Here is a 14138-nt window from a genome sequence, read left to right as displayed (position 1 = left end):
CCCTATCGTCGCGGCATGACCTCCCCCATCCGAATCGGCATCGGCGGCTGGACCTATGAGCCGTGGCGCGACAGCTTCTACCCGCCGAAATGGCCGCAGAAGCGCGAGCTGGAATATGCCAGCCGCCACGTCACCGCGATCGAGGTCAACGGCACCTTCTATTCCTCGTTCAAGCCGGCGACCTTCGCCGGGTGGCGCGATACGGCGCCCGACGGCTTCGTCTTCGCGCTGAAGGCGTCGCGCTATTGCGTGTCGCGCAAGCGGCTGGGCGAGGCGGGCGAATCGGTCGCGCGCTTCGTCGGGCAGGGGATCGTCGAGCTGGGCGACAAGCTGGGGCCGATCCTGTGGCAATTGCCCGCGACCAAGGCGTTCGACGCCGACGATATCGCCGCCTTCCTGGCGCTGCTGCCCGCTGCCGAGGGCGGGGTGCGGCTGCGCCATGCGATCCAGGTGCGGCATGGCAGTTTCCTGGTGCCGGAATTCGTCGCCCTGTGCCGCGCCGCCGGGGTGGCGATCGTCTTCGCCGATTCGGCGGACCATCCCGCACTCGCCGACGTGTCGGGCGACTTCACCTATGCGCGGCTGGAGAATGCGCGCGAGGAGGAGCCCGCCGGCTACGCCCCCGATGCGCTCGATCGCTGGGCGCAGGTCGCGCGTGGCTGGGCGGCCGGGGAAAGCCCTGCGGGGCTGCCCTATGTCGCCGATCCCGCGCCGGTGCGCCCGCGCGACGCCTTCGTCTTCTTCATCAACGGTGCGAAGGTGCGTGCGCCGCATGGCGCGATGGCGCTGATCGAGCGGATACCGTGATCCTCGTTCAACCCATGACCCGTTCGTTGAGCCACAGGATCGACGGATAGGCCGCGATCCAGATCCAGAAGAAGCGGTTCAGCCCGAACAGGCAGGCGTTGGCGAAGTGGAACAGCGCCGCCACCGCCAGCGCCGCGATCAGCGCCGGGCGCGACAGGAAGGCGAGCGGCAACGCCAGTTCGAACAGGATCACCCCCCAGCCGGCGACCAGCAGCAGCCGCGGCCGCCCCGCCAGCGCACGCACATTCTCCCCCACCGGATAGGCTGAAAGCGCGAACACGTCGCGCAGCGCGCGGCCCCGCCGCCACGCAGGGTTCACCAGCTTTACCCAGCCGGCAATCGCGTAGCTGAGCAGCAATTGCATCGCCAGATAGCCGAACGCCGGCTCGCGCGCCGCGGGCAGCCACCATGCCAGCGTCAGGCATACCAGCAGCAACAGGCTCATCCGGTCCGCGCCGCCGTTATACGGCCCGTTGAAGAACGGCAGGATGGCAAGGTGCAGCAGCATCAGCCCCGCCAGCAACGCCGGCACCGCTACGGGGGCCAGCGGCACCCCCGCCAGCAGCGCGGCGGACAGCGCGATCCGCACCGCGAACAGCCGCCGTTCCGCGGCGCGCGCGGCGGGGCGCAGATGCTCGGCGCTCTGCTGGACGAACGCCGCCGCCATCATGGCGGTGCTCGCCGCGATCGCGCCGTCCAGCGTCATGCGCCATCCGCAATCGCGAACGGATCGGTGCAATACACCACCTGCTCGCCCAGCCGTTCGCCGTCCTCGCCGCGCGCGATCAGCCGGATGCGGATCTGTGCCAGCGGCGCGCCCGCGCCCTGCCGCGACAGATGGCGCGCGACGCGCATCACCAGTTCCCGCTCGCTATGCGCGCGCGTCGCCGCGTCAGGGTCGTGGATCAGCCGCTCGGCCAGGCTGACCAGGAACAGATCCTCGTTCCACTGCGCATTCCACACCAGCCGCCGCAGCATCGCGCCGACGGTCAGCACCGCCGGGCGCGGCCGGAACGCCTGCCACTGCGCCTCGTCATCGGCATCGGCGAGTAGCGCATAATCGACGCGCGGGCTGGCCGCGACCGTGTCAAAGAACCGCCACGACGGGACGATCGCCGGCAGCAACAGGCGCAATCCGGCGAACGGGAACATCCGCGCCGCCCCTCCCGCCGCTACCGCGTCAGCCCAGCCGGTCTTTCAGGTCCAGCATCGCCAGCGCCGCCTTCGCCGCGCCGCCGCCCTTGTCGAGCTGCGCCGGATCGGCGCGCGCGATCGCCTGCGCCTCGTCCTCGGTGGTCAGGATGCCGTTGCCGATCGCGATGCCGTCCATGGTCAGCGCCATGATGCCGCGCGCGCTTTCGTTGGCGACGATCTCGAAATGATAGGTTTCGCCGCGGATCACCACGCCCAGCGCGACGAAGGCGTCCCACCGCCCGCTTTCGGCGGCCAGCGCGATCGCGCCGGGCACCTCCAGCGCGCCGGGCACGGTCAGCACCTCGGCGTTATGGCCCGCGCCCGCGATCGCGGCCTTCGCGCCCGCCACCAACATGTCGTTCAAATGGTCGTAGAAGCGCGCTTCCACGATCAGCACATTGGCCATCAGTCGATTTCCCTTTCGCCGACGATCGACAGGCCATAGCCGTCGAGACCCACCAGCGTGTGATGCGTGTTGGTCAGCAGCACCATGTCGTGCACGCCCAGTTCGGCCAGGATCATCGCGCCGACGCCATAGTCGCGCAATTCCTCCATCGGCAGGTCGATCGGCTCGCCCGCCTTGCGCCGCACCGCGGTGGTGAAGGCATCCTCGCGCTGGCGGTTGACCACGACGATCACGCCCGCGCCCTCGCCCGCGATGATCTCCATCGACCGCGACAGGATGTTGCTTCGCTCGCTGTCCTCGCCGAACATGTCGGCGAACGGCGACAGCGCGTGCATCCGCACCAACGTGGGGCGCGCCGGGTCGATGCGGCCCTTCACCAGCGCGATCTGTTCGGTGCCGGTCGCCTTGTTGCGATAGGCGCGGACGGTCCAGTCCCCGCCCCAGCGGCTCTTGAACGGCGCCTCGGACACCAGCTCGACCAGATGGTCGTGGCGGCGGCGATAGGCGATCAGGTCGCGGATCGTCCCGATCTTGAGCGAATGGAGCTGCGCGAAAGACACCAGGTCGTCCAGCCGCGCCATCGTCCCGTCCTCGTTCATGATCTCGCAGATCACGCCCGAGGGGTTGAGGCCGGCCAGCCGCGACACGTCCACCGCCGCCTCGGTATGGCCCGCGCGCACCAGCACGCCGCCGTCGCGCGCGACCAGCGGGAAGACATGGCCCGGCGTCACGATGTCGGCCTTGTCCTTGGTCGAATCGATCGCCACCGCGACAGTGCGCGCGCGGTCGGCGGCGGAAATGCCCGTGGTGACGCCCTCGCGCGCCTCGATCGAGACGGTGAAAGCGGTTTCGTGCCGGGTGCCGTTGTTGCGGCTCATCAACGGCAGGCCCAGCGCGTCGATGCGCCCCTTGGTCATAGCCAGGCAGATCAGCCCGCGGCCGTGGCGCGCCATGAAATTGATCTTCTCCGGCGTCGCCATCTGCGCCGGGATCACCAAGTCGCCCTCGTTCTCCCGATCCTCGTCATCGACCAGGATGAACATGCGCCCGTTGCGCGCTTCCTCGATGATCTCCTCGGGCGAGGAAAGGTATCCGTGGCGCAGGCGCGCCAGTTCCGCGGGCTTAGCGACCACGATAATGCTCCATCCGTTGCAGGTAACGCGCCAGCACGTCGATCTCGATGTTGACGGCGGTGCCGGCCTCCAGCCCGCCCAGCGTCGTCACCGCTTGCGTATGCGGGATCAGGTTGATCGCGAAATGCGTCGATCCGCCCTCATCCGCACGTTCGTCGCGCACCTCGTTGACGGTCAGCGACACGCCGTCGACCGTCACCGATCCCTTGGCCGCCAGGAACGGCGCCAGATCGGGGGTGACGCGAAAGCCGATGCGCTTCGAATCGCCCTCGGGGGCAACATCGGTCACCTCGGCCACGCCGTCGACGTGGCCCGTGACGATATGCCCGCCCAGTTCGTCGCCCAGCTTCATCGCACGTTCCAGGTTCAGCCGGCGCCCCTGCGTCCACTGCCCCTGCGCGGTGCGCGCGATCGTTTCGCCCGACACGTCGACCGCAAACCAGCCCGGCCCCTTGTCCACCACCGTCAGGCACACGCCCGAACAGGCGATCGACGCGCCCATGTCGATGGTCGCCGTGTCATAGGCGGTGTCGATCACGACGCGCGTGTCGCCGCGCCGCTCCACGTCGCGGATGGTGCCGATGTCGGTGACGATGCCCGTGAACATAAACCCTCTCAACCCGCCCCGTAGACCTCGATCCGGTCGCTGCCAAGCTGGCGCGCGTCGTGCAATCGCCAGCGCCCGTGCGCCTGTCCCAGATCGGCCAGTCCGATATCGGCCAGCGTCCGCCCGCCGCCGATCACGATCGGCGCGCGATACAGCAGCAGCCGGTCGACCAGCCCGGCGCGCAGGAACGCCGCGGCGGTCGCCATCCCGCCCTCGATCAGCACATGGTCGCCCGGCAACGTCGCGATCGCGTGCGGGGCGGCGATCCGCACCACGTCACCGGGCATCCCGTCGCGGCGCGACGACAGCACGACGCGCACCGGCGATCGCGCCTCCAGCCCCGGCAATCGCACGTCCAGCCGCGGGCGATCGGCCTCCCATGTGCCGCGGCCGACCAGGATCGCTTCGTGCCGGCTGCGTTCCAGATGCGCATGCGCGCGCGCCTCCGGCCCGCTGATCCACTGGCTGCGCCCGTCCGCCATCGCCGCCGCGCCGTCCAGCGACAGCGCCAGTTTCAGCGTGACCAGCGGGCGCGCCGCGCGCCGCCGCGTCAGGAAACCGGCCATGCCGCGCCGCGCGGCATCGTCGCCGACGCCGGTCGCCACGTCGATCCCGGCGGCGCGCAGCCGCGCCATCCCCTGCCCGTCGGTGCGCGGATCGGGATCGCGCAACGCCACGACGACGCGCGCCACCCCGGCGGCGACCAACAGGTCGCTGCACGCCGGCCCGCGTGGCGAAACGTGCGCGCACGGCTCCAGCGTGACATAGGCGGTCGCGCCGCGCGCACGCGCGCCGGCCTGCGCCAGCGCGGCGGCCTCGGCATGCGGGCGCCCGCCCGGCTGCGTCCACCCGCGCCCGGCGACGCGGCCGTGCACATCGACGATGATACATCCGACATTAGGGTTGGGCGCGGTGCGCCCGCGCGTCCGCTCCGCCAGCGCCAGCGCCGCCGCCATCCAGCGCGCATCGTCAGCCAAGGGTCATATGCCCAGCGCGTCGAGCTTCTCGTCCAGCCGCTTGAACCCCTGCCGCAGCTTTTCCTCGCGCGCCTTCTGCTCGCGCTCGGCGATGACGCGCTTGGCCTCGTCGATCTTCTGCTGCGCGATGATCTGCTCATCGGTGCGGTCCAGCGTCCATTGCTGGAAATAGATGATGTTGGGCTTGTACGCCTTCTCGAAGTGCGAATCGACGAAGAACGCCCAGATGATCAGCGCGGTGATCGTGATCGACAGCGCGAAGAAGCTCCACTCGTACCGCTCGCGCGTGCGCAGGAAGAAGCGCAGGTCGCGGTACGCATTGGTTGGCGACAGACGGGCGAGGAACGTGGGCATCACGGCGATATAGGCGTTCACGCGCCCGTGTTCGAGTCCAGCCGCGCGACCGCGCGCGCGCGCCCGATCAGCGGCAGCAGCGCGGCCATGTCCGGGCCGTGGTCGCGCCCGGTCAGCGCTCGGCGCAGCGGCAGGAACAGCGGCTTGCCCTTGCGCCCGGTCGCCTCCTTCAGCGCGGCAGTCAGCGCGTGCCACGGGTCCGCGCCCCAGTCGATCGTGCGCGCGACGGCAGCGGCCTTTTGCAGGTAGGCGGCATCGTCCGCGTCGGGCGCTGGCGCAGCTACCGGCCCTTCGACCACCGCCCACCAGTCCGCCGCCTCGGCAACCGTCGACAGATTGGGGCGCACCGCCTCCCAGGCCGCGGCGTCCATCCCCGGCGGCAGGCGATCGGCGACCGCCTCGAAAGTCAGCTGATGGACGATCCGCGCATTGACCTGCGCCAGCTCGCGCTCGTCGAAGCGCGCCGGCGCGCGGCCGAACTGCGCGAAGTCGAACGCGGCCACCAGCGGGGCGGGATCGGCCAGCGGCTCGACCGGCTGGCTGGTGCCCAGCCGCGCCAGCAGCGACACGATCGCGGCCGGCTCGACGCCCTCCGCGCGCAGCGCCTCGACGCCCAGGCTGCCCAGCCGCTTGGACAATTTGCCCTCCGCCCCGGTCAGCAGCGCCTCGTGCGCGAACGCCGGGGGGGCCGCGCCCATCGCCGCGAACATCTGCAATTGCAGCGCGGTGTTGGTGACGTGATCCTCGCCGCGCACGACATGCGTCACGCCCATGTCGCGGTCGTCGATCGCGCTAGGCAGCATGTACAGCCACGATCCGTCGGCGCGGCGGATGACGGGATCGCTCATCGTGCGCGGATCGAACGACTGCGGCCCGCGGATCAGGTCGTCCCATGCGATCGGCGCGTCATGGTCCAGCCGGAACCGCCAGTGCGGACGCACGCCGTCCCCCTCCAGCCGCGCGCGCTCGTCGTCGGTGAGCGAGAGCGCCGCGCGGTCGTACACCGGCGGCAACCCGCGCCCGCGCGCGATCTTGCGCTTCAGGTCCAGTTCCTGCGCGGTTTCGTAGGCGGGATAGATATGGCCCGCGGCGCGCAGCTCCTCAAACACCGTCTCGTACCGCGCGACGCGCGCCGACTGGCGCTCCTCGGCATCGGGCACCAGCCCCAGCCACGCCAGGTCGGCACGGATCGCGTCGACGAACCGCTCCTCGCTGCGCTGCGCGTCGGTATCGTCGATCCGCAGCAGGAAGCGTCCGCCGTGCGCGCGCGCGAACATCCAGTTGTGCAGCGCGGTGCGGATATTGCCGACGTGCAGGGTGCCGGTCGGCGACGGCGCGAAACGGGTGACGATCATCCCGCCCGTGTAGGTAGCGCCCGGCGGCGCGGCAACCGCGTCAGCGCCGCTCGACGCCCGCCGCCGCGATCAGCGCGACCGTCGCCTCGAGCTGGTCCCCGGCAAAGGCGCGCCGCGGGACGAAATACGCCAGATAGTCGTTGCTGTAGAGCAGCAGGACATCGCGCCCCAGATGCCAATAGGGAAAGTCGCTCCATGGGATCTGCACGTCCGCGCGCACGCTGACCTGCCGCATCCCCTCCGCGTCGAAGGTCGTGCGATGTTCGTGGTGCAGCGTGCGCTGCTGCGCGAACAGCCGGCGCGACCGCCGCGGCAGCAGCCACCAGGTGATGGCCAGCAGCACCGCCACCCCGATCAATCCGCCGCCAAGCCCGCCCGTCGCCGCACGGAGCGCGACGCCCACGCCCGCCGGCAGCGTGACGAGCACCACGACCGCGATCGCCGCCGCCACCAGCAACGCCAGACGGATGGTCACCCGGCGCGACCGCAGCTGGCGCGCGAACATCGCACGCTGGACCGCGACGTAATCGTCCGGCGTCGGCGTGAAGGCGACCTCGATCATCATCATGCTCCGTTGCGTCACATGGCTTTCACAAACGCCCGGCGCCCTCTATGGCGCGCGCATCTTACATCCATCATGGACGGGCGACCCATGAAGCTACTGGCGGGCAATTCCAACCTCCCTCTGTCTCGCGCGATCGCGAACTATCTCGAAATCCCGCTGACCGAGGCGCTGGTGCGGCGGTTCGCGGACGAGGAGATCTTCGTCGAGATCATGGAGAACGTCCGCGGCGAGGACGTGTTCGTCATCCAGTCGACCAGCTATCCCGCCAACGACAACCTGATGGAATTGCTGATCATCATCGACGCGCTGAAGCGCGCGTCGGCCAAGCGGATCACCGCGGTGCTGCCCTATTTCGGCTATGCCCGGCAGGATCGGAAGCCCGGCCCGCGCACCCCCATCTCCGCCAAGCTGGTCGCCAACCTCATCACCACCGCCGGCGCCGACCGGGTGCTGTCGGTCGATCTGCACGCCGGGCAGATCCAGGGCTTCTTCGACATTCCCACCGACAACCTCTTCGCCGCGCCGGTGATGAGCGCGGACATCCGCTCGCGCTTCGGCGAGAAGAACCTGATGGTCGTCTCCCCCGACGTCGGCGGCGTGGTGCGTGCGCGCGCTTTGTCGAAGCGGCTGGACAACGCCCCGCTCGCGATCGTCGACAAGCGCCGCGAGCGCGCCGGCGAATCGGAAGTGATGAACATCATCGGCGACGTCGAGGGGCGGTTCTGCATCCTGATCGACGATATCGTCGATTCGGCCGGCACGTTGTGCAACGCCGCCGCCGCACTGAAGGAAGCCGGCGCGGAGGACGTCGTCGCCTATGTCACCCACGGCGTGCTGTCGGGCGGCGCGGTGGCGCGGGTCGAGGGGTCGGCGCTGCACGAACTGGTCATCACCGATTCGATCGGCAACCAGGAAGCAATCGCCGGCGCGCAGAAGATCCGCCACCTGACGATCGCGCCCCTGCTGGCCGAGGCGGTGCGCCGCATCGCCGACGAATCGAGCGTGAGCAGCTTGTTTGATTGATGCCGCTAGCCACCGCGCGAGCGGTGGCGGTGCGCATCGCGCAAGCGGCAGCCCGGCCGGCGGGCCGGCCCACCGGCCGGGCAATCGTCTCGCTACGCGAACGGCGCGGCGTCGCCGCGCCTACCGGTTCCCCAGCGCCACGATGTGATCGAACACCGCCGGATGCAGCGGCTTGCTGAACGCGCAGCCATAGCTGGTCTTGTCGCGCCACGCGACCACCGCCTCCAGCGCGGCGAGGCCCGGCAGCGTCAGCCACACCGTCGTACCGGGCCACATCGTGAAGCTGGTCTGCGCGCGAAATCCGGTGACCGACAAATCGACGACCTCGATCTCGAACCGGGTCGTCCCACGGTCGCGCAGATGCGCGCGCATCTTCACCGCGCGGCGCAGCGCGTGGCGGTGATTGTCGTCGTCCGACGGGATGGGAAGCGGGACGGCCTGTTCCATGGCGCCGCACACTGGCAGAGTCGGGTTAATCTTCCACAAACGCCGCGGGTGCCGGCGCCGCCGGGGGCGGTGCCGCGCGGCCCGTCGCGGCACGCCGCACGCCCGCGCGCCCACGCCGCTTCAGCTCGGCCTTCAGCGCCTCCGGCCGCGGCGCCACCAGGAAGCCGAAGCTGACATTGCCCTCGCGCGTCTCCACCACATGGTGCAGCCGGTGCGCCTGGACGATCCGCTTCATATAGGCGGACTTCGGCAAATAGCGGGTCGGTATCCGCTGATGCACGATCACGTCGTGGAACCCGAAATAGATCGCGCCGTACGCCGCGATCCCCGCGCCGATCCACGTGAACCCCGGCCACCAGCCCAGCTGCACCCCGCCCAGCAGCAGCACGATCGACGGCACCGCGAAGATCACTGCATACAGGTCGTTCAGCTCCCAGTTGCCGTGGCGCGCGCGATGATGGCTTTCGTGCAGGAACCAGCCCGGCCCATGCATCACCCAGCGGTGCATGACATAAGCGAAACCCTCCATCAGCGCGACGGTGACGAGGAACAGGGAAAGCGCGGCCCAGAAGGACATGATCGCGCGCATATAGCCATCGCGGCGCGCGACCGCTACGTCGCGGTGCATCATGACCGACGAACTCCGCTCCGCCGCTCTCGAATCCAAGGCCTGGCCCTATGAGGAGGCGCGCAAGCTCCTCAAGCGCTACCCGGATGGAAAGCCCGGCGGCGCGCCGGTGCTGTTCGAGACCGGCTACGGCCCGTCCGGCCTGCCGCATATCGGCACGTTCAACGAAGTGCTGCGCACCACGATGGTGCGCAACGCCTTCCACACGCTCAGCGACCTGCCGACCCGGCTGATCGCGTTCAGCGACGACATGGACGGGCTGCGCAAGGTGCCGGACAACGTCCCCAACGGCGACATGCTGCGCGAACACCTCGGCAAGCCGCTGACGCGCATCCCCGATCCGTTCGGCAAGTTCGACAGTTTCGCTGCGCACAACAACGCGATGCTGCGCGACTTCCTCGACCGCTACGGCTTCGACTATGAATTCGCCTCGTCCACCGATTACTACGCCTCCGGCCGCTTCGACGATGCGATCCGCGGCGTGCTGCGCCACTGGCAGGGCGTGATGGACGTCATGCTTCCCACGCTGCGCGCCGAACGCCGCGCCACCTATTCGCCGGTCCTGCCGGTCAGCCCGAAGAGCGGCGTGGTGCTGCAGGTGCCGGTCGAGGTGGTCGATGCCGAAGCGGGCACGATCGCGTTCCAGGACGAAGGGGAACGCATCGTTCAGTCGGCGCTGGGCGGCCTCAGCAAGCTGCAATGGAAGGTCGACTGGGCGATGCGCTGGGTCGCGCTGGGCGTCGATTACGAAATGGCGGGCAAGGATCTGATCGATTCGGTCACGCAATCGTCGAAGATCGCGCGCGTGCTCGGCGGGCGGCCGCCGGAAGGCTTCAACTACGAGATGTTCCTCGACGACAAGGGCGAGAAGATTTCCAAGTCGAAGGGCAATGGCCTGTCGATCGAACAATGGCTGACCTACGGGCCGGAAGAGAGCCTCGCCTTCTACATCTATCGCGAGCCGAAGAAGGCCAAGCAGCTGCACATGGGCGTCATCCCGCGCGCGGTGGACGATTACTGGCAGTTCCGCGGCAATTACGCCGGACAGGCGGTGAAGGAGAAGCTCGGCAACCCCGTCCATCACGTCCATGACGGGAAGCTGCCCGACGGCACGCTGCCGGTGACGTTCGGGCTGCTGCTCAACCTGGTCGGGGTGATGGGCGAAGGCGCGACGCGCGAGCAGGTGTGGGCCTATCTGGCCAACTACGTCGCCGATGCGACCCCCGCCGCCTATCCCGAGCTCGACCGGCTGATCGGCCATGCGCTGGCCTATCACCGCGACCATATCGCCCCGACGCTGAAGCGCCGCGCACCCGCCGGGGTCGAGGTGGCGGCGCTGGAGCGGCTCGACGCCGAACTCGCCGCGCTGCCCGAGGAGGCGAGCGCAGAGGATATCCAGAACATCGTCTACGAGATCGGCAAGAGCCGTTTTGGTGAAGAGGGGGGATTCGCGGAACTGCGCGACTGGTTCAAGGCGCTGTACGAAACGCTGCTGGGGTCCAGCCAGGGACCGCGCATGGGCAGCTTCATCCGCCTTTACGGCGTGGCCAACACCCGCGCCCTGATCGCCGAGGCGCTCGCGGCGGCATAGGTTTGTCGCCCGCGCCGGGCGGGTGACGGGGTCGGGACAGCGGGAAAACGGAAAAAAGTGGATTCGCGCAGGCGCAGAGATGGAGCGCCTGCCGCCCGCACACGGCTTTGTCGCTATTTGATGAACGTGGGTGACGCTGCGCGTCACGGTTCCTCTCCGCGTCTCTGCGCGAGTCCGAAAACCGCCGGGGCAATACCGACGTCCAGCGGTCGCGGCCCCCCACGCCCATGTGAGTCGCGCACCCCACGCCTCATGGAGGCCGTCACGCCGGACACGTTCCGGGGTCCACCGTTCCACCAGATCAGCGGCCTGCGACGATGCGGACCAGTGGATGCCGGAACAGGGTTCTCCTGAGCGAAGCCGAAGGGTCCGGCATGACGAAACGGACGCCGCAGCGACCTCATACCTTCGGCCGACGTCAGCCAACCCCGCCTAGCGCGGTTTCCGACCGCTCGGAAACCGCTCTAGAACAGCCCGCCGCTCTCCGCCGGTGCCGCCTCGCCCGATTCCGGTACCGGCGACGGCACCGCCCCCGGCAGCGGCGCCGCGGCGATCGGCGCGGTACGCGGCGGCGCGATCGCGCCGGTGATCGCGGCGGCTTCCAGCGTGTCGAGCGCGCGGCGCGCGTCGATCCAGCGTTGCGCCGCGGCGGTCCAGCTGCCCGCGCCGGCGGCGCCGGGCAGCCGCTGCACCTCGGCCAGCGCGCCCTCGACATTGCCGGTCTCGATCATCCGCCGCGCCCGCGCCAGCCGGTCCGACGGCAGCGGGGAGGGCGTGCCCGCCTTGTGGATCACCACCAGGTTGCGCAGTTCGGCGCCCAGCCCGCTCCACCAGTCGCTGCGGCTCGCCAGCAGCGTCGGCGCCGCCGCGTTCAGGCTGTTGCGCAGGTCCTCCAGCGTCACCGGCGCGCGTGCCGACCGGATCACCGCGTTGACGTCATTGGGCAGCGTCGGGCCGAACCGCTCGCGCAATTCCCCCTCCAGATAGCCCAGCCCCACCCCGCGCTCGATCGCGCGGCGCGCGGCGAACGCGGTCAGGATCGCCTCGGCACGGCCCGCGCGGCCCGCGGCGGCGGCGCTGTCGCTGTCGATCCGCGCGGCGCGCGCCTCCAGATTGGCCAGCTGCGCCGCCAGCGCGCTTTCGCGCAGCGCCAGCGTCGCCGCCTCGGCCGACAGCGTCGCGGTGGCGGGCGCGCCGGCGGCGGCGGCGGTCGGCGCGCCCGCCGGGGCCGGCGTCGCGCCCGATGCCGCGGCGGCCGGGGTGCTCGCCGATGTGCGGAAGAAGCCCGGGGTGTTGCGCACCGCATAGGCCATCAGCCCCAGCCCGATCAGAAGGCCGATGATCGCGATGGTCAGGACGGGGCCGAACCGTGGCCGCGGGGCGCTGCGCTCGAAGCCGGAACGGTCGGTCATGCGCCGCTTATCCCCGGCTGCGCGTTACGGGTCAATCGCGAGCCGCACCGCCGTAGCGACCAGCGCCGCATCGGTCGGTGCGGGGGCGATCGCCGTCGCGCCCCAGCCGTCGCCCGCCGCGGCCGCCACCGCCGCGCTCAGCGCCGCGATTCGCGTCCCCGACCGTCGCTTTTGGGCGATCCGGGCCGCAAAATGCGTCGCCGCACGCACCGAATGGAGCAGCACGACCGCTCCCGATGATGCCATTTCCAACGCATCGGCCGCTTCCGGCCGCGCTTCGCTGGCGTAAACGGTAATCGCGGTGACGTCCGGCACGTCGATCCGATCGCGTCCCGCCAAGTGCAAAAGCCGCGAAAAGTGCGGCGCCCCGGCGACGGAATCGCGCGCATTGCCCGTCCCGACATGCGCGATACGCAGCCCCGCCGCCCTCGCCGCCGCCGCTGTCGCCGCCCCCACCGCCACCACCGGCAGTACCGACAGCGTGTCGAGCGCGGTTCCGGCGTGCCGCGGCGCGTTCGCACTGGTCAGCAACAGCGCATCGAATCGCGCCGGATCGGGCGCGGTCCACGCCACCGCGCGCGTTTCGAACAGCGGCAGCGCGCTCGCTTCCACCCCCGCGGCGGCCAGCGCGGCGCAGGTGCGCGTGGCCCCAGGCTCGGGCCGCAGCACCAGCGCGCGGCGCGGCGGCATCAGCCGAACAGGTCGCGGATGACCGGCGGCGCTCCGGCCAGCAGCTCCCCCGCCAGCCGCGCGCCCAGCTCGACCGGATCGTCACCCCGCGCGCTGCCTTCCACCGAACAGCCGCCATCGGGCGACAGCAACTGCGCCCGCAGCAGCAGCCCGCCGCCTTCCTCCCCCTGCGCCAGCGCCGCCACCGGCGAGTGGCAATCCGCCCGCAGCGCCGCCAGGAACGCCCGCTCCGTCGCCACCGCGCGATGCGTGGCGGCATCGTCGATCGCCGCGACCAGTGCGCGGGCGGGGCCGTCCGCCAGCGTCTCGATCCCGACCGCCCCCTGCGCCGGGGCGGGCAGCATCACGTCGAGCGCGATGACCGCGCCGGTATCGTGCCGCCCCAGCCGCTCCAGCCCCGCCGCGGCGAGCAGCGTCGCATCCACCTCCCCCGCCGCCAGCTTTCCCAGCCGGGTGTCGACATTGCCGCGGAACAGCGTGGTGACGACATCGGGGCGCAGCCGCCGCACCTGCGCCGCGCGGCGCGGGCTGCTGGTGCCGACAGTCGCCCCCTGCGGCAGCGCGGCAATCGTCTCCGCGCCGATCAGCCGATCACGCACGTCGGCGCGCGGCAGCATCGCGGCGATCGCGATCGCATCGGGGCGCAGCGTCTCGACATCCTTCATCGAATGGACGCAGGCGTCGACCTCGCCCGCCAGCAGCGCGCGGTCGAGCTCCTTGGTCCACAGCGCCTTGCCGCCGATCTCCGCCAGCGCGCGATCCTGCACGCGGTCGCCGGTGGTGCGGATCACGACGATCTCGACATCATCCCAGCCGTGCGCCGCCATCAACGCGTCGCGCACCATCCCTGCCTGGGTGAGCGCAAGCGGTGAACCACGGGTGCCGAGCCGGAACATGGCCACCGCCTTGCCGCCTTCGACAAGCGGCTGCAACCTCCCTAGATAGCGGC

The 14138-nt window shown here is 70.4% G+C and carries 17 protein-coding genes; 3 read left to right on the top strand and 14 right to left on the bottom strand.

Annotated elements, in window-relative coordinates; genetic code table 11:
* Positions 1-15 precede the first annotated feature (15 nt).
* Positions 16-807, top strand: a complete 792-nt coding sequence (locus COA17_RS09835) for a DUF72 domain-containing protein (protein ID WP_096612047.1) — start codon at positions 16-18, stop codon at positions 805-807.
* Positions 808-814: 7 nt separating this feature from the next.
* On the opposite strand, the gene COA17_RS09830 is transcribed toward COA17_RS09835, so the two are convergent.
* The 9 genes from COA17_RS09830 to COA17_RS09790 are packed head-to-tail and all read right to left on the bottom strand — an operon-like array spanning position 815 to position 7401.
* A complete protein-coding gene (locus COA17_RS09830; protein ID WP_096612045.1) occupies positions 815-1513 on the bottom strand; it encodes an HTTM domain-containing protein in 699 nt (232 codons plus the stop codon).
* A complete protein-coding gene (locus COA17_RS09825) occupies positions 1510-1959 on the bottom strand; it encodes a hypothetical protein (RefSeq protein WP_096612043.1) in 450 nt (149 codons plus the stop codon). The genes COA17_RS09830 and COA17_RS09825 overlap by 4 nt, the downstream gene beginning before the upstream one ends.
* 28 nt (positions 1960-1987) lie before the next feature.
* Positions 1988-2407 (bottom strand): 6,7-dimethyl-8-ribityllumazine synthase, encoded by a 420-nt coding sequence (gene ribH, locus COA17_RS09820; RefSeq protein WP_066487510.1) that lies wholly within the window; start codon positions 2405-2407, stop codon positions 1988-1990.
* Entirely contained in the window at positions 2407-3540 is a 1134-nt protein-coding gene (ribB, locus tag COA17_RS09815) for a 3,4-dihydroxy-2-butanone-4-phosphate synthase (RefSeq protein ID WP_066487512.1), read from the bottom strand. The genes ribH and ribB overlap by 1 nt, the downstream gene beginning before the upstream one ends.
* Positions 3530-4147 (bottom strand): riboflavin synthase, encoded by a 618-nt coding sequence (locus COA17_RS09810; protein WP_096612041.1) that lies wholly within the window; start codon positions 4145-4147, stop codon positions 3530-3532. Before COA17_RS09810 ends, ribB begins: the two co-directional genes overlap by 11 nt.
* 8 nt (positions 4148-4155) lie before the next feature.
* On the bottom strand, positions 4156-5124 hold the full coding sequence (ribD, locus tag COA17_RS09805) for a bifunctional diaminohydroxyphosphoribosylaminopyrimidine deaminase/5-amino-6-(5-phosphoribosylamino)uracil reductase RibD (RefSeq protein ID WP_281253311.1): 969 nt from the start codon (positions 5122-5124) through the stop codon (positions 4156-4158).
* A gap of 3 nt (positions 5125-5127) precedes the next feature.
* A complete protein-coding gene (locus tag COA17_RS09800; RefSeq protein WP_231738710.1) occupies positions 5128-5499 on the bottom strand; it encodes a hypothetical protein in 372 nt (123 codons plus the stop codon).
* A complete protein-coding gene (gene gltX / locus COA17_RS09795; RefSeq protein WP_096612039.1) occupies positions 5496-6833 on the bottom strand; it encodes a glutamate--tRNA ligase in 1338 nt (445 codons plus the stop codon). Before gltX ends, COA17_RS09800 begins: the two co-directional genes overlap by 4 nt.
* Positions 6834-6873: 40 nt before the next feature.
* Entirely contained in the window at positions 6874-7401 is a 528-nt protein-coding gene (locus COA17_RS09790; RefSeq protein ID WP_096612037.1) for a YcxB family protein, read from the bottom strand.
* 84 nt (positions 7402-7485) lie between these two features.
* Between COA17_RS09790 and COA17_RS09785 the strand changes: the two genes are divergently transcribed.
* Positions 7486-8421 carry a ribose-phosphate pyrophosphokinase gene (locus COA17_RS09785; RefSeq protein ID WP_066487524.1) on the top strand — a complete coding sequence of 312 codons (936 nt, stop codon included), beginning with the start codon at positions 7486-7488 and terminating at the stop codon, positions 8419-8421.
* 120 nt (positions 8422-8541) lie between these two features.
* Here COA17_RS09785 and COA17_RS09780 read toward each other — a convergent pair whose 3' ends face one another.
* Both COA17_RS09780 and COA17_RS09775 read right to left on the bottom strand, forming a co-directional pair.
* Positions 8542-8868, bottom strand: coding sequence for a pilus assembly protein PilZ (locus COA17_RS09780; RefSeq protein ID WP_066487525.1), 327 nt, complete (start codon positions 8866-8868; stop codon positions 8542-8544).
* Positions 8869-8893: 25 nt separating this feature from the next.
* On the bottom strand, positions 8894-9445 hold the full coding sequence (locus tag COA17_RS09775) for a sterol desaturase family protein (RefSeq protein WP_082740730.1): 552 nt from the start codon (positions 9443-9445) through the stop codon (positions 8894-8896).
* A 52-nt stretch (positions 9446-9497) separates the two neighbouring features.
* Between COA17_RS09775 and COA17_RS09770 the strand changes: the two genes are divergently transcribed.
* Complete coding sequence (locus tag COA17_RS09770) at positions 9498-11087, top strand: lysine--tRNA ligase (protein WP_096612035.1); 1590 nt, start codon at positions 9498-9500, stop codon at positions 11085-11087.
* Positions 11088-11551: 464 nt separating this feature from the next.
* On the opposite strand, the gene COA17_RS19370 is transcribed toward COA17_RS09770, so the two are convergent.
* From COA17_RS19370 to hemC, 3 genes are read right to left on the bottom strand one after another with little or no spacing between them, the layout of a single operon-like run.
* Positions 11552-12499 (bottom strand): MICOS complex subunit MIC60, encoded by a 948-nt coding sequence (locus tag COA17_RS19370; protein ID WP_096612033.1) that lies wholly within the window; start codon positions 12497-12499, stop codon positions 11552-11554.
* 24 nt (positions 12500-12523) lie between these two features.
* The gene (locus tag COA17_RS09760) at positions 12524-13189 is read right to left on the bottom strand and encodes a uroporphyrinogen-III synthase (protein WP_096612031.1); all 666 of its coding nucleotides are present in this window, start codon (positions 13187-13189) and stop codon (positions 12524-12526) included.
* Positions 13189-14085, bottom strand: a complete 897-nt coding sequence (gene hemC / locus COA17_RS09755; RefSeq protein ID WP_096612262.1) for a hydroxymethylbilane synthase — start codon at positions 14083-14085, stop codon at positions 13189-13191. Before hemC ends, COA17_RS09760 begins: the two co-directional genes overlap by 1 nt.
* Positions 14086-14138: the final 53 nt, after the last annotated feature.

Origin of the sequence: Sphingomonas ginsenosidimutans (genome assembly GCF_002374835.1) — a bacterium.
Classification (GTDB): domain Bacteria; phylum Pseudomonadota; class Alphaproteobacteria; order Sphingomonadales; family Sphingomonadaceae; genus Sphingomonas; species Sphingomonas ginsenosidimutans.
Note: the sequence above shows the minus strand (reverse complement) of the source record. Positions and strands in the feature narration are given on the sequence as shown.

Bases quoted from the DNA above. Each gene is read 5' to 3' on its own strand.
- COA17_RS09835 (WP_096612047.1), top strand. From the start codon at position 16: ATGACCTCCCCCATCCGAATCGGCATCGGCGGCTGGACCTATGAGCCG.
- COA17_RS09830 (WP_096612045.1), bottom strand. From the start codon at position 1,513: ATGACGCTGGACGGCGCGATCGCGGCGAGCACCGCCATGATGGCGGCG.
- COA17_RS09825 (WP_096612043.1), bottom strand. From the start codon at position 1,959: ATGTTCCCGTTCGCCGGATTGCGCCTGTTGCTGCCGGCGATCGTCCCG.
- ribH (WP_066487510.1), bottom strand. From the start codon at position 2,407: ATGGCCAATGTGCTGATCGTGGAAGCGCGCTTCTACGACCATTTGAAC.
- COA17_RS09810 (WP_096612041.1), bottom strand. From the start codon at position 4,147: ATGTTCACGGGCATCGTCACCGACATCGGCACCATCCGCGACGTGGAG.
- gltX (WP_096612039.1), bottom strand. From the start codon at position 6,833: ATGATCGTCACCCGTTTCGCGCCGTCGCCGACCGGCACCCTGCACGTC.
- COA17_RS09790 (WP_096612037.1), bottom strand. From the start codon at position 7,401: ATGATGATGATCGAGGTCGCCTTCACGCCGACGCCGGACGATTACGTC.
- COA17_RS09785 (WP_066487524.1), top strand. From the start codon at position 7,486: ATGAAGCTACTGGCGGGCAATTCCAACCTCCCTCTGTCTCGCGCGATC.
- COA17_RS09780 (WP_066487525.1), bottom strand. From the start codon at position 8,868: ATGGAACAGGCCGTCCCGCTTCCCATCCCGTCGGACGACGACAATCAC.
- COA17_RS09775 (WP_082740730.1), bottom strand. From the start codon at position 9,445: ATGTCCTTCTGGGCCGCGCTTTCCCTGTTCCTCGTCACCGTCGCGCTG.
- COA17_RS09770 (WP_096612035.1), top strand. From the start codon at position 9,498: ATGACCGACGAACTCCGCTCCGCCGCTCTCGAATCCAAGGCCTGGCCC.
- COA17_RS19370 (WP_096612033.1), bottom strand. From the start codon at position 12,499: ATGACCGACCGTTCCGGCTTCGAGCGCAGCGCCCCGCGGCCACGGTTC.
- COA17_RS09760 (WP_096612031.1), bottom strand. From the start codon at position 13,189: ATGCCGCCGCGCCGCGCGCTGGTGCTGCGGCCCGAGCCTGGGGCCACG.
- hemC (WP_096612262.1), bottom strand. From the start codon at position 14,085: ATGTTCCGGCTCGGCACCCGTGGTTCACCGCTTGCGCTCACCCAGGCA.